General features: G+C 46.8%; 12 protein-coding genes and 1 other annotated feature. Of the genes, 4 read left to right on the forward strand and 8 right to left on the reverse strand.

Annotated elements, in window-relative coordinates:
- The first annotated feature begins 81 nt into the window (after window positions 1-81).
- Complete coding sequence (locus tag ACZLMD_RS11885; RefSeq protein WP_486818339.1) at window positions 82-945, forward strand: EamA family transporter; 864 nt, start codon at window positions 82-84, stop codon at window positions 943-945.
- Window positions 946-1580: 635 nt separating this feature from the next.
- Here ACZLMD_RS11885 and ACZLMD_RS11890 read toward each other — a convergent pair.
- The 6 genes from ACZLMD_RS11890 to rho form a co-directional block, all read right to left on the reverse strand.
- A complete protein-coding gene (locus tag ACZLMD_RS11890) occupies window positions 1581-2081 on the reverse strand; it encodes an NUDIX hydrolase (protein ID WP_022306129.1) in 501 nt (166 codons plus the stop codon).
- 69 nt (window positions 2082-2150) lie between these two features.
- Entirely contained in the window at window positions 2151-3227 is a 1077-nt protein-coding gene (gene prfA / locus ACZLMD_RS11895; RefSeq protein ID WP_022306130.1) for a peptide chain release factor 1, read from the reverse strand.
- 24 nt (window positions 3228-3251) lie between these two features.
- A complete protein-coding gene (gene prmC / locus ACZLMD_RS11900; RefSeq protein WP_022306131.1) occupies window positions 3252-4091 on the reverse strand; it encodes a peptide chain release factor N(5)-glutamine methyltransferase in 840 nt (279 codons plus the stop codon).
- A 30-nt stretch (window positions 4092-4121) separates the two neighbouring features.
- On the reverse strand, window positions 4122-5780 hold the full coding sequence (locus ACZLMD_RS11905) for a DUF1385 domain-containing protein (protein ID WP_489495789.1): 1659 nt from the start codon (window positions 5778-5780) through the stop codon (window positions 4122-4124).
- A 118-nt stretch (window positions 5781-5898) separates the two neighbouring features.
- Window positions 5899-6105 (reverse strand): 50S ribosomal protein L31, encoded by a 207-nt coding sequence (rpmE, locus tag ACZLMD_RS11910; protein ID WP_022306133.1) that lies wholly within the window; start codon window positions 6103-6105, stop codon window positions 5899-5901.
- A gap of 102 nt (window positions 6106-6207) precedes the next feature.
- On the reverse strand, window positions 6208-8130 hold the full coding sequence (gene rho, locus ACZLMD_RS11915; protein ID WP_482523473.1) for a transcription termination factor Rho: 1923 nt from the start codon (window positions 8128-8130) through the stop codon (window positions 6208-6210).
- A gap of 258 nt (window positions 8131-8388) precedes the next feature.
- On the opposite strand from rho, the gene ACZLMD_RS11920 reads away from it, so the two are divergent.
- From ACZLMD_RS11920 to ACZLMD_RS11930, 3 genes are read left to right on the forward strand one after another with little or no spacing between them, the layout of a single operon-like run.
- Entirely contained in the window at window positions 8389-9540 is a 1152-nt protein-coding gene (locus ACZLMD_RS11920) for an NAD(P)-dependent malic enzyme (RefSeq protein ID WP_482523472.1), read from the forward strand.
- Between the two features lie 49 nt (window positions 9541-9589).
- Window positions 9590-10594 (forward strand): tRNA modification radical SAM protein MnmL/YtqA, encoded by a 1005-nt coding sequence (gene mnmL / locus ACZLMD_RS11925; RefSeq protein WP_482523471.1) that lies wholly within the window; start codon window positions 9590-9592, stop codon window positions 10592-10594.
- Between the two features lie 20 nt (window positions 10595-10614).
- Complete coding sequence (locus tag ACZLMD_RS11930; RefSeq protein ID WP_022306137.1) at window positions 10615-11136, forward strand: DUF4364 family protein; 522 nt, start codon at window positions 10615-10617, stop codon at window positions 11134-11136.
- Between the two features lie 179 nt (window positions 11137-11315).
- On the opposite strand, the gene tyrS is transcribed toward ACZLMD_RS11930, so the two are convergent.
- Both tyrS and galE read right to left on the reverse strand, forming a co-directional pair.
- Window positions 11316-12542, reverse strand: coding sequence for a tyrosine--tRNA ligase (gene tyrS, locus ACZLMD_RS11935; protein ID WP_489495790.1), 1227 nt, complete (start codon window positions 12540-12542; stop codon window positions 11316-11318).
- 68 nt (window positions 12543-12610) lie between these two features.
- Window positions 12611-12848: a binding site (T-box leader), on the reverse strand.
- 159 nt (window positions 12849-13007) lie between these two features.
- Entirely contained in the window at window positions 13008-14021 is a 1014-nt protein-coding gene (gene galE, locus ACZLMD_RS11940; protein WP_022306139.1) for a UDP-glucose 4-epimerase GalE, read from the reverse strand.
- Window positions 14022-14312: the final 291 nt, after the last annotated feature.

Genomic DNA, 14312 nt, shown 5'->3' on the forward strand with positions numbered 1-14312 from the left:
AGTTATCATGAACACAACAGAATGAGTTTATGATATACTTTAAGATCAACAACATTGATACATTCAGAAAAGAGGGATCTTATGTGGCTTTTATATGCCGTCGGCTCTTCCTTTTTTGCCGGCATCACTTCCATACTTGCCAAATGTGGCATCCGTAAAACAGATTCTGACATAGCAACGGCGATCCGCACCTGCGTTGTCTTTTTATTTTCCTGGCTTTTGACAGCTCTGACCGGGGCATACCGTGGCATTGGACAGATTTCCGGACCGACTCTTTTGTTTCTGATCCTGTCCGGCTTAGCCACCGGTGCTTCCTGGCTCTGCTATTTTCACGCCCTGCAGAAGGGCGACATCAATAAAGTCGTTCCGATCGACAAGTCAAGCACGATCTTAACAATTCTACTCGCACTGATCTTCTTCCATGAAGGAATGAGTCTGAAAAAGGGTACAGCCGTTGTCCTGATCGCCATCGGCACATTTCTGATGATCACAAAGAAGGAATCAGACGCAACCGATGCCGACTCCGGGCAGAAAAGCTGGCTGATCTATGCGATATTGTCTGCGGTTTTCGCCAGTCTGACCGCCATCCTTGGTAAGATCGGAATCAGCGGTATCGACTCCAATCTCGGAACAGCGATCCGTACTACCGTTGTACTTTTCATGGCGTGGATCATGGTATTTGCCAAGTCAAAAGCATCGGAGCTTCACGGCATTTCCCGCCGGGAAATGTTTTTCATCTGTCTGTCCGGACTTGCCACCGGTGCATCCTGGCTCTGCTACTACCGTGCTCTCCGGGAGGGACCTGCCAGCGTCATCGTTCCGATCGACAAGCTGAGTCTTCTCGTCACGATCGCATTCTCACGGATTGTCTTCCGCGAAAAACTCACAAAAAAATCAGCAGCCGGTTTGGGGCTGCTGACCTTAGGTACACTTATGATGATATAATGAGTCCTAAAGGACTCATATTAGGAGTTTCTTCGAAACTCCGTCATGCGCAGAAAACGTGCGCAGATATATGATATAATGAGCATCATAAATTACGAAAACTTTCCATACTTCAAATTTGTGTATATCCATAATATTTTTTATTCTGAGAAATTGCATTATGATTTTTGCTTCTGACGTTTAACTACTCTGGGAGATTGTGGTTGGAAATTGACGCAGATCGTTAGGTTTTCTGAAAAATCTTTGCTTTGCAATGTTTCGATGAATACGCATCTGGACGACTTGAGCCTCTCGGGTGGGCTCAGTTATTTCAGCGGGCACACTTCCGCTACACTGCGCTACGCAGCACTACATAGCGCCTTAAAAAACAAGGCTCAAGTAGTGGCGAGCGCAAGTGCCCTTTGAAACACCTGAATCCCACCCTGAGGCGAGTACGGGAAGATGCGTTCATCAAACATCGAAACAGCAAAGCATTTAGATTTTTTGAAAACCGTAGAGCGACAAGACAATTTCCAAACACAATCTCCCAGAGCTTTAAAAAATTTACAAAGCAAAAATCATATTCGAAAATATATGTCATAAAAAATATTATGGACACACTCACATCTGTTGTTGGTATGGAAAGTTTTCGTAAATTATTCGAATGCCTTACGGATACTGTCATAATGAAGGAAGATTCCTTCGTTTCCGTACTTTTCAATCTCCGTAAGATCTGCGATTTCAAAGCCCTTTACTTCTTCCTGCTGAACTTTGACATCGGACTCCTCAAAGTCCATGGTAAACCGGTAAACATCCACGAAGTAATTATCGCCTTCCTTGATGTTCTCCCGGCGATAGGAAAACAAAAGACCGCCCTCTGCCTTTGACACATCAAGTCCGGTTTCTTCGAACACTTCTCTGGCAACAGCATCGGCAGAATCCTCTCCGGCCTGTGCACCGCCTCCCGGAACTTCCCACCAGCCCGGTGCCCATTCCTTATCCATGGCACGCTTTGTGATCAGGAACTTTCCGTCCGGGCGTCTGATCACTCCGAGTACAGACAAATGGTACTCTCCCTCCTTCAGACACCAGTCGTTGCGTTTCATCGTGCGTCCGGTACGCTGTTTATTCTCATCGTATATATCCCAAAATTCCATTATCTTGATTCCTCTGTATTTAATAATCGGTTTAATTTTTTGTCAAATGCTGAGCTTACACGCATTATTTTATGCTTCTTCATTCATCTTCGCCAACTTCGCCGCCTGATCCACCGCAATGATATTATCAAGAAGCTCGGTCAGATCTCCATCAAGGATCTCATTCAGACGATGACTTGTAAACTTAATACGGTGATCGGTCACACGTCCCTGCGGGAAATTGTAGGTACGGATCTTCTCGGAACGATCACCGGTACCAACCTGGCTGCGGCGCTCTGCTGACTGCTCACTCTCCGCCTTCTCCCGCTCCAGATCATAAATTCTGGAACGCAGTACCTTCATCGCCTTGTCCTTATTCTTGAGCTGCGATTTCTCATCCTGACAGGAAACGACAATACCGGTCGGAATATGTGTGATTCGTACCGCAGAGTCTGTCGTATTGACACACTGACCACCGTTTCCGGATGCACGGAATACATCGATCTTACAATCTTTCGGATCAACCTGTACGTCAACCTCTTCTACCTCCGGCATGATCGCTACGGTTGCCGTAGAGGTGTGGATTCTTCCGCCGGACTCGGTGGATGGAATACGCTGTACACGATGTACACCACTCTCATATTTCAGCTTGGAATACGCTCCCAGACCATTTACCATAAATACTATTTCTTTAAATCCACCAATTCCGTTTTCGTTGGCACTCATCACTTCTACCTTCCAGTGATTCGTCTCGGCAAACTTCGAATACATACGGAACAGATCTGCCGCAAAAAGTGCTGCTTCATCTCCTCCGGCACCGCCACGGATCTCCACGATAACATTCTTATCATCATTCGGATCCTTTGGCAGCATCAAGATCTTAAGCTCCTGCTCGCACTTTTCTACCGTTGCACGGCACTCTGACAGCTCTTCCTTGGCAAGCTCACGCATTTCCTCATCATTCTCTTCCTCAAGAAGCTGCAGACTTTCCTCGATGCCGTCCTTTGCCGCACGATATTCCTGATACTTCTCCACGATCGGTGTCAGCTCGCTCTGCTCCTTCATGAGCTGACGATACTTATTCTGGTCATTAATGACATCCGGATCCGTAAGCTGCATATTAATTTCTTCCAGACTCCGCGCCAAATCCTCTAAACGATCAAACATTGTTTTCCTCCTTATCAGTCCAATTTATTGATATCTTCCCATTACTACTCTGTCATTGCCGCACAGATCACGGTCACAATACACATCCGTAAATCCCTGCTCCCGGAATAACTCCATCACAGCCTCCCGCTGATCATATCCGATCTCCACGGCGAGAAGTCCGCCGGACAATAACCGTTCCGGTGCCTGTGCAAGCAGCCTGCGGTAAAGATCAAGTCCATCTGCACCGCCGTCCAATGCCATGCGTGGCTCATGCTCCTGCACCTCCGGCATCAGTTCATCTACCACATCAGATGCAATATACGGCGGATTTGATACGATCACATCATACCTGCCGTTGATCTCATCCAGCATATCACTCCGGTAAAACGAAACGTCCGCTCCAAGCCTCTTTGCATTCTTTCCGGCCTGGATAAGCGCCTTCTCAGAAAGATCCACTGCGTCCATCTGCTCCGGCTTTCCAAGCACGGCTAACGATATCGCAATACAACCGGAACCGGTACACACATCGAGTACCCGTTTCCCCTGTATATGCGGCAACAGCTTCTCCACCAGAAGCTCTGTATCCTGTCTCGGAATCAGCACATCCGGTGACACCTGAAACTCAAGTCCCATAAACTCCTGTGTCCCCGTCAAATGCTGCAGTGGAATATGCTCTGCTCTTTTTCGGAGCATTCCCCGATAATCCGCTTCCAATTCATCCGGCACCGTATCCTGCTGATGCAGAAAAAACTGCGCCCGGTTCATTCCACTGACATGCTCAAGCAAAAGCCATGCATCACATTCCGCATCGACAATTTCTGCCTGAGCCAGAATGTGCTTTCCTTCTTCCAGAAGCTCTCTATAGACCACGCAAACACTCATTCCTTTCCAACCCCCGTCAGACGCCGGCTGCTATTTATCATCGAAGAAACGATCCAGACTCTTCAGCTCGTCCTTATCCTGATCAAGCTGCAGCTTTGGCAGCTCCTGCGTTGCTGCAATTCGTTCTGCCGTCCGCTTTCTCGCCTCCTGATATGCCCGCTCATGAGCAGCCTCTCTTTCCTCCTGCTCCTTGATCTGGCGCATACGCTCTGCCGCACGGTTGCGGTATCTTGCTTCGCGCTCCTCCAGTTCACGGCGCTTCTTGGAACGTGGAAGCTTATCAAAAATACTTTTCTTTTTCGCCGGTCTGCGGTCAGATTTTCTTCTTTCTTTCCGGACAGCCTTTTCTTCCCTGACTGCTGCCTCGGTTTCTTTCTCAGACACTGCCAAGACCTTCTCTTCTTTTGCCACAGTCTTCTTCTCTGTTGCTGAAGTCTTCTCTTCCTTTGCTTCCTCTTCTGCCTTCGGCTTCTTTGCTGTGGAAGCTTTTTCTGCCTTTTCTGTACTTGATTTCTTCTTTGCTACAGAAGTCTTCTCTTCCTTTGCTTCCTCTTCTGCCTCAGACTTCTTTGCTGTGGAAGCTTTCTCTTCCTTCTTGCTTTCCTGCGGTCTGTCAAAGGCTTTCTCATCCTCTGTACTCAGCTCCATGGAAGTCACCGGATCCGGTGCGGCGAAGGACTGCTCGTAATCGGCATCCTGAACATTATCTTCCGGAATGACCTTCTTTTCTTCCCGCTCACGATGCTTCTTATGACGCTTGCGTCTGCTTAATTCCTTCCGGATTCCTGCCTGATAGGCTCTCCAGTCAAATACTGCCTCTACCGATGCGATCGCAACCTCGATCATTCCGTCATCCGGCTCCCTGGTCGTCAGCTTCTGCAGCCACATTCCCGGCTTTCCAAGAAACAGAACCACCGGATTATCCGAATTACCGACAAACTGGATGAATTCAAAGGAAACACCCGCTACAACCGGGATCAGCAGAATACGATACAGCATCCTGAGCCACAGATTGTCAATCCTTATAAACATGAAAAAGATAATACTGACGATCATTACCACAAGCAGAAAACTTGTCCCGCATCGTCTGTGATATCTCGACTGTGTCCGTACATTCTCAACCGTCAGATCAAGTCCGTTCTCCACGCAGTTGATCGTCTTATGTTCTGCGCCATGATACATAAAGGTACGCTTAATATCACTTAGAAATGATATTGCAACCACATACCCGAGAAACAGAAGCATCTTCAATGCAGCCTCGATCACTGTGAGCATTGTCTGCGAATGCACCTTGCCACGAAACAGCTCCGACACGGCAAACGGCAGGATCATAAAAAATCCGATTGCCAGCAAAATAGACAATGTCACGATCAGAACATTCTCCAGAACCTCTCTCCGGTCTGACACCTGCGTCTCTCCCTGCTGCAGGGAACGTTCCTCTTCCTCCTCCAGAAAGCCGGAGGAATACGTCAGCGTCTTAATTCCAAGCACCAACGACTCTATAAATGCGACAACACCTCTGATGATCGGAAGCCGCAGAAAAATATTGCGTTCCCGGATACTTCGTGTGTCCCAGTTTTTAACAGAAATTTCTCCATCGGGCTTTCTGACTGCCACGGCGTATTTGTCGTGGTTGCGCATCATAACGCCCTCGAGCACTGCCTGCCCGCCAATTCCTGATGATTTCATAGTAATTATCCTTCCTCAATAATGCATTCCAACGAAAACTGTTTTTAACACAAATGGTCACAATACCACAAAGGTACTGTGACCATTTGAAAGACCGGAAAACCGGCCAGATATCCCGCTAGTTTGCGTTAATGCCATAACGACGATTGAACTTATCAATCGCACCACGAGCTTTAACAGCCTTCTGCTGTCCGGTGTAGAATGAATGGCACTTAGAGCAGATTTCTACATGGATCTCTTCCTTTGTAGAACCTGTTACAAACTCATTTCCACAGTTGCAGACAACCTTTGCCTGATAATAATTAGGATGAATTCCTTCTCTCATGATGTTAGTAACCTCCTTTCGTTATCCTGACAGGGATAACCTATTACTTACACACAACTTACTCAGTATATCATAGCATAATTTCAAATGCAAGCATTTTTCTCAGACAATTTTCACTTTTTTGACAAGCTGGATCAGTTCCTTATTATCTTTTGTCTTGCGGAACATGGAAATAATATTTTCCACTGCCTCCTCAGACTTGGAACCGCCAAACGCCTTACGGATCAGGAAATTCGCCTCAAGCTCCTCCTGATCTAACAAAAGATCGTCTCTTCGCGTGCTGGATCTCGGCAGATCGATCGCCGGGAAGAGGCGCTTCTCAGAAAGACTTCGATCCAGAACCATTTCCATGTTACCGGTTCCCTTAAACTCCTCAAACACAACATCATCCATCTTACTGCCGGTATCCACCAGTGCTGTTGCAAGCACGGTCAGACTTCCGCCCTCGCGCATATTACGCGCCGCACCAAAGAAACGCTTCGGCATGTAAAGTGCTGCCGGATCAAGACCACCGGATAATGTACGACCGCTTGGCTGAACAGTCAGGTTATACGCTCTCGCCAGACGTGTAATGGAATCCAGAAGAATCATCACATCACCGCCGTGCTCCACCAGACGTTTTGCACGCTCGATCACCATTTCCGATACACGCTTATGATTCTCCGGAAGCTCATCAAAGGTGGAATAGATCACTTCTACATTCTCTCCCTGAATCGATTCCTTGATATCGGTCACCTCCTCCGGACGCTCATCGATCAGAAGAACGATCAGATGCATATTCGGATGATTGTGTGTGACTGATTTTGCTACCTGCTTTAACAGTGTCGTCTTACCGGTCTTCGGCTGGGATACGATCATTCCTCTCTGTCCTTTTCCGATCGGCGAGATCAGATCCATCATTCTCATTGAAATATTACTGTTTCCGGCTCCCGGCACCTCCAGACGGATCCGCTCATTCGGAAAGATCGGGGTAAGATTTTCAAACTTCGCTCTTGCCGCCGTCTCCTCCAGACTAAAGCCATTGACCGTATTCACATAAAGCAGAGCGCTGAACTTCTCATTCTGATTCTTAATTCTTGTATTACCCACAAGAATATCACCGGTGCGCAGGCCAAAACGGCGTATCATTGCAGGAGATACATAAACATCCGCCTCGCCCGGCAGATAATTGTCGCAGCGCACAAAACCATATCCCTCCGGCATTACTTCAAGAATACCTGTCTTTGTCTCGCCACTGTCAAGCTGTGCCAGCTCAGAAAACGGCATCGTCGCTGCATCGCCTCTCATATTTACATGACCGGTATGCTGTGAATCGTCATGAGCCGCATTCCTGTCATGTGTACTGTAGTTTTCCTGATTATTTCCATTCTCATCACGGCTGTAGCGATCCTCACGTCCGTTATTCCTCTCATCACGGCTATAGCGTTCCTCACGTCCGTTACTTCTCTCATCGCGGCTGTAGCGATCCTCACGTCCGTTACCTCTCTCGTCACGGCTGTAGCGATCCTCACGTCCGTTACCTCTCTCGTCACGGCTGTAGCGGTCCTCACGTCCGTTATTCCTCTCGTCACGGCTGTAGCGGTCCTCACGTCCGTTATTCCTCTCGTCACGGTTATAACGGTTATCTCTGCCGGATCCATATCTGCGGTCCTCACGGACGGTATGCATTTCCTGCAGATTCGAGGTATATCCGCCACGGACAACCGGTCTTGGTGCTCTGCTTCCTGCCGCACCTCTGTCCTCATAATCATTCTTTCTTGCCGGACGTCTCTCTGTTCTTCTTCCTGCCGGCTTTGCCGTTGTCTTTGCTGTTCTTTTCCCCTCGGTCGTATCTGATTTCTTCTCTCTTGAACCTTTTGCAGAACTTTTCGCAGTTTTCTCTGCTTCCGGTGTCTCCCCGGATGCCAGAATTTTTTGAATCTCTCCGATCAATTCTTTTTTCTTGAATGTCGTTGCGTTTTTCATGCCAAGCTTTCTGCCGTATAAACGTAACTCCACCAATGACATTTTTTCTAACTCTTCCATGCATTACCTCCATTTGGAATAACTATTTAATTATATATCCTCTGAAATTTAATGAATCTTCAACGAAATAAACTCTGAAATAATCAACGATAGAACAAATGAATTCCGTCTGACAGATCAATTTTCTTAAGTATATACAAAAATCCCCAATCTGTAAATACCCAACCGGATTTTCTTGTTTTCATATATAAAATATGATATGATTGATTTATATGGCTTACGCCAAGAACACGTTTATAGAAAGGTTTGGATTGAATTATGGATCTCAAAGAAAAAGCATTATCGCTTCACAAAGAATGGAACGGAAAAATCACAACAACACCGAAATGTCAGGTAAAATCCAGAGAAGATCTGGCACTTGCATATACTCCGGGCGTTGCTGAACCATGCAAAGTCATTGCCGAGGATAAGGAAGCGGCATATACATACACCATCAAGTCGAACACCGTCGCCGTCGTTTCTGACGGAAGTGCTGTTTTAGGACTGGGTAATATCGGTCCGGAGGCTGCAATGCCTGTTATGGAAGGAAAGGCTGTCCTTTTTAAAGAGTTTGGCGGTGTCAATGCATTTCCGATCTGCCTGGATACCCAGGATACGGATGAGATTGTCCAGACCGTGATCAATATTGCTCCTGCTTTCGGCGGCATCAATCTGGAGGATATCTCCGCACCACGCTGCTTCGAAATTGAGGAGCGTCTCAAGAAAGCATTAAATATTCCTGTCTTTCACGATGACCAGCACGGTACAGCAATCGTTGTTCTTGCCGGCATCATGAACGGACTGAAGGTTGTCAATAAAAAGAAAGAGGACTGCCACGTTGTTGTCAACGGTGCCGGATCTGCCGGAATTGCGATTACCAAGCTGCTGCTTCGTTTCGGTTTCCCGGATGTGGTTATGTGTGATAAGTCCGGTATCCTTTCCAGAGAATCTGCCGATCTTAACTGGATGCAGAAGGACATGATGGAGGTTACCAACCTGACCGGCAAGACAGGTACTCTTGCCGATGCTCTGAAGGGTGCTGATATTTTCGTTGGTGTATCCGCTCCAAATATCGTCACACCGGAGATGGTTGCTTCCATGAACAGGGACGCGATCCTGTTTGCCATGGCGAACCCTGTACCGGAGATCATGCCGGATGTTGCAAAGAAAGCCGGTGCGCGTGTTGTTGGTACCGGTCGCTCCGATTTTCCAAATCAGGTCAACAATGTTGTTGCATTTCCGGGCATCTTCAAGGGTGCTCTCGAGGGACGTGCCAGCCAGATCACTGAGGAAATGAAGCTTGCCGCTTCCTATGCCATTGCAGGACTTGTTGCCGATGAAGATCTAAACGAAGATAATATTCTTCCGGAAGCGTTTGATCCACGCGTTGCCGAGGTTGTATCCCGGGCGATCAAGGATCACATTCACTAAGATGGGCAGACACCGACGAAGTCATTCCCCTGAGGAAGCTGCTTACGAAATGCATTGCAGACAATGGAACGGAAAGCCCTACTACTCTCTGGACTGTTATTTAAAGCAACAGTTTGGAGAAAAGCTGTACAAGATCGCGATTGATGGCGGTATGACCTGTCCCAACCGTGACGGCACAAAGGGAAGGCTCGGCTGCAGCTTCTGCAGCGAAGGAGGTTCCGGTGATTTTGCAGTTTCTCGCAATATTACAGGAGATTGCTTATCTCCTGTTCCGGTTCATGGTACGCACGTTTACTCTGCTCTCACATATCATGCAGGCATTGTGACTCGCCAGATTGATGAGGGGATCCGCCGGCTAAAAGACAGCCGGAAATATTGTGGAAACCGTTATATTGCTTATTTTCAATCCTACAGCAATACCTACGCTCCCATTTCCTATCTGCGTCCTCTCTACGAGGAAGCATTGTCCCATCCTCTTGTTGCCGGCGTATCCATTGCCACACGTCCGGACTGCTTTACACCAGAGACTCATGAACTGCTTGCAACGTGTCATCAGCAAAAGCCGGTCTGGATCGAACTTGGGCTGCAGACAATGCATGAACGCACAGCAAAGCTGATCCGCAGAGGCTATCCGCTCTCCTGCTTTGAGGAGACGGTTCAAAGCCTTAAAGAACATGGTATTCCGGTGATCGTCCATGTCATTCTCGGACTTCCCGGAGAAACACCTGAGGACATGCTGGAAACGATCCGCTACCTGAACACACTTGGGATTAACGGTATCAAATTACAACTGCTTCACATCCTGCAAGGAACAACACTTGCCGATGACTGGCAAAAAGGTCTCATTGACCCATTGACAAAAGACGAATATATTGCTATTCTACTTGATTGTATTGCCCATCTCTCACCGGATATCGTGGTACACCGCATTACAGGGGACGGGCCAAAGGATCTTTTACTGGCTCCGACATGGAGTCTGCACAAGCGCGATATTTTAAATACCATCGCACATCAGATGAAACAAACCCATCTCTATCAGGGATGCCTTATATAAAACGCAAAGGAGGTACCATTATGACACCAGAGTCGCTGCAGCTATATAAGCTGATCATCCTATATTTTCTGAATCAGGCAGACCAGCCTATGCCAAATGCTATTCTCTCTGATTTCATTTTGGAAACGGGATATACCGATTATCTGTCTATTCAGCAGACCTTATCGGAGCTTACGGAGGATGCCATGATCCTCGTGGATCAGACACACGAAAAATCCTACTACACCATTGCGGAGATCGGCAAGGAGACGCTTCGTTTCTTTGGTAATCAGCTTCCTACGGATACCTGCCGCCAGATTGATGAATATCTTGAGAAGAACCGTCTTGCGATCGTGGAGACAACCTCCATCAAGACCGATTACACGATGATCCGTCCGAACGAGTACCTTGCTACCGGCTGCATTTACGAACGTGGCAGCAAGCTTCTTGAAGTTTCACTGAATGTAACCAGCGAAGAGGAGGCAGTTGATGTCTGCCGTCGTTTCAAAGAGAAAAACGAAGATGTGTATGCTCAGATCCTTTCTCTTTTATGTATGGATTAATTTTTTTAAAACAAAACCGGTTCCCAATCATCCGCTGATTGATAAGCTTCCAGACCTCTGGATACCTGCCAATCATCACGAACTTTGGGGAACCGGTATATTTTTGTCCAATTCATGGACATTATTGATTAAAAACTTCTAAATTCTTTATTGACACTTTTAAGTGCAATTTCAAATGATTATTTTACCACAATACGCATAAATTTCTTCTTACCACGCTTGAGAACAATTCCGTCCTCACCGATGCTGTCCTTTGTGATCTGTGCTTTCACGTCAGTAATCTTCTCACCATCCACGGAGACACCGCCCTGCTCAACATTTCTGCGTGCTTCTCCGTTGGAGGACGCCAGACCAGCCTTCACAAGGAGTCTGAGAATACCGATCTCACCATTTTCAAAATCCTCATCGCTAAGCTGAACCTCAGGCATATTGGCAGTATTTCCGCCACCGGCAAACAGTGCTCTCGCGCCTTCCTGTGCCCTCTGTGCCTCTTCCTCACCGTGAACCAGCTTGGTCAGCTCAAATGCCAGGATCTCCTTTGCCTCATTGAGACGGCTTCCCTCCCAGTGATCCATCTCTTCAATCTGCTCTAACGGCAGGAATGTCAGCATACGCAGGCACTTTAACACATCTGCATCTGCCACATTTCTCCAGTACTGGTAGAAATCAAACGGAGACGTCTTGTTCGGATCCAGCCATACCGCACCGGACTGTGTCTTACCCATCTTCTTACCCTCAGAGTTCAAAAGAAGATTAATCGTCATTGCATACGCATCCTTACCAAGCTTACGACGGATCAACTCCGTACCACCTAACATGTTACTCCACTGATCATCACCGCCGAACTGCATATTACAGCCATATTTCCGGAATAATGCATAGAAGTCATAGCTCTGCATGATCATGTAGTTAAACTCCAAAAAGCTCAAACCGCGCTCCATACGCTGCTTGTAACACTCTGCGGTAAGCATACGGTTTACAGAGAAATGTGGTCCTACATCACGAAGAAGCTCCACATAATTCAGATCCAAAAGCCAGTCTGCATTGTTGACCATAAGTGCTTTCCCATCAGAGAAATCAATGAAACGGCTCATCTGCTTCTTAAAGCAGTCAACATTGTGTGCGATCGTCTCCTTTGTCATCATCTGACGCATATCCGTACGGCCGCTCGGATCACCGATCATTGCAGTACCACCACCGATCAATGCGATCGGCTTATTCCCAGCCATCTGTAGACGCTTCATCAGACAGAGTGCCATAAAGTGACCTACATGAAGACTGTCTGCTGTCGGGTCAAAACCAATATAAAAGACAGCCTTTCCGTCATTAACTAATTCCTTGATCTCCTCCTCATCCGTTACCTGAGCGATCAAACCTCTTGCTACTAATTCGTCGTAAGTTGTCATTGTTCTTTTCCTTTCTTTTTGATTCTGTGCATTTTTGCACAAAAAAAGTCCTTTACCGGCAAATGCCGATAAAGGACGATGTAATCGTGTTACCACCTTTATTCCTCCTCACCTCACGATGAGAAGCTCTGCAGGATACCTCTATATCCCTGCACAATAACGGAGTGCAATGCCGTCCGGACCTACTGTAACCTTCAGCCGGCTGCTCTGGGATGTATTCATATCAGGATGCCCCTGCGCCTCTCATCAACCGGCTGCTTTCTGTAGGTTTCCTCTGGTACTACTTCTTCCCTTCCTCGCATTTATATGTGTTGAAGTGTCTCGCGGTTATCAACTCGTGAAATACTCAATTCCAAATATATCATGGTCATCAAATCATGAAATATTCGATTCTAAATCTCTCATGGTTATCAACTCACGAAACTTACAAATCCAAGTATATCATGGAATATATCTGTTGTCAAATTAACTGCGATATCCGTTTGGATTCTTGCTCTGCCATCTCCAGGCATCCTCACACATCTTATCGATGCCATACTGTGCCTCCCAGCCAAGCTCTTCCTTCGCCTTCGTGCAGTCTGCATAACAGATATCAATATCTCCGGGTCTGCGCGGATCTATCACATATGGAAGCTCCTTACCGCAAGCCTTCTCAAAGTTATGAATGATATCCAGTACACTGTATCCAACACCGGTGCCAAGATTGTATGTAACAAGACCCGGATTCTGCTCCAACTTCTCCAACGCCTTAATATGACCCTTAGCAAGATCAACAACGTGGATATAATCACGCACACCGGTACCGTCCGGCGTATTATAATCGTTACCAAATACATGAACACACTCTAACTGTCCTGCTGCAACCTTTGCCACATATGGAAGCAGATTGTTCGGAATGCCATTCGGATCCTCTCCGATCTCACCGCTCTCATGTGCTCCGATTGGATTGAAATAACGAAGCAGTGCAATATTCCAGCTGTCATCCGCCTTATAAATATCACGAAGCATATCCTCGATCATCAGCTTCGTACGTCCATATGGATTGGATACTGACAATGGGAAATCCTCTGTGATCGGCACGGTCTTCGGCAAACCATATACGGTCGCGGAAGAACTGAATACCAGATTCTTAACGCCATATTTTCTCATTGCCTTCAGGAGATTCAATGTTCCTGTAATATTATTATCAAAATATTCCAACGGCTTCTGGCAGGACTCACCCACTGCCTTCAGACCAGCGAAATGGATCACCGCATCAAAGTTCTCTTTCTCAAAAATGTCATAAACCGCCTGTTCATGCATCAGATCTTCCTCATAAAAAGGCACGTTCTTCCCTGTAAGCTTCTCCACACGACGAATGGACTCCTTGCTTGCATTCACCAGATTATCAATGACCACCACATCAAATCCAGCCTCTAAAAGCTCCACGTTCGTATGACTGGCAATAAAACCAGCTCCTCCTGTCACTAAAACCTTCATATCGATGTCCTCCTACTCTTTTCATTGGAATCTAACAGATATAATCACTATACTCTTTTTTCATATTCTTAGCAAGTCAAATCTCCAAAGAAAATAAATTTCAAAATGAATTCTACCCTATTCATTCCTATTCCATCAACACATCTTATTTCTCCTTATATTCCTCATTACTGCGATGACGTACGGTCTGACAATCGAGTAGGAGGCGGTGACTAACCGCCGTCCTCTCACACCACCGTGCGTACCGTTCGGTACACGGCGGTTTCAATAGTTGACGTGCACAGACTGATA

The sequence above is a fragment of the Jutongia sp. genome, assembly GCF_057878315.1.

Coding starts and splice junctions, on each gene's coding strand:
- prfA (WP_022306130.1), bottom strand. CDS start 3,227: ATGTTTGATCGTTTAGAGGATTTGGCGCGGAGTCTGGAAGAAATTAAT.
- rpmE (WP_022306133.1), bottom strand. CDS start 6,105: ATGAGAGAAGGAATTCATCCTAATTATTATCAGGCAAAGGTTGTCTGC.
- ACZLMD_RS11890 (WP_022306129.1), bottom strand. CDS start 2,081: ATGGAATTTTGGGATATATACGATGAGAATAAACAGCGTACCGGACGC.
- prmC (WP_022306131.1), bottom strand. CDS start 4,091: ATGAGTGTTTGCGTGGTCTATAGAGAGCTTCTGGAAGAAGGAAAGCAC.
- tyrS (WP_489495790.1), bottom strand. CDS start 12,542: ATGACAACTTACGACGAATTAGTAGCAAGAGGTTTGATCGCTCAGGTA.
- mnmL (WP_482523471.1), top strand. CDS start 9,590: ATGCATTGCAGACAATGGAACGGAAAGCCCTACTACTCTCTGGACTGT.
- ACZLMD_RS11930 (WP_022306137.1), top strand. CDS start 10,615: ATGACACCAGAGTCGCTGCAGCTATATAAGCTGATCATCCTATATTTT.
- rho (WP_482523473.1), bottom strand. CDS start 8,130: ATGGAAGAGTTAGAAAAAATGTCATTGGTGGAGTTACGTTTATACGGC.
- ACZLMD_RS11905 (WP_489495789.1), bottom strand. CDS start 5,780: ATGAAATCATCAGGAATTGGCGGGCAGGCAGTGCTCGAGGGCGTTATG.
- ACZLMD_RS11920 (WP_482523472.1), top strand. CDS start 8,389: ATGGATCTCAAAGAAAAAGCATTATCGCTTCACAAAGAATGGAACGGA.
- galE (WP_022306139.1), bottom strand. CDS start 14,021: ATGAAGGTTTTAGTGACAGGAGGAGCTGGTTTTATTGCCAGTCATACG.
- ACZLMD_RS11885 (WP_486818339.1), top strand. CDS start 82: ATGTGGCTTTTATATGCCGTCGGCTCTTCCTTTTTTGCCGGCATCACT.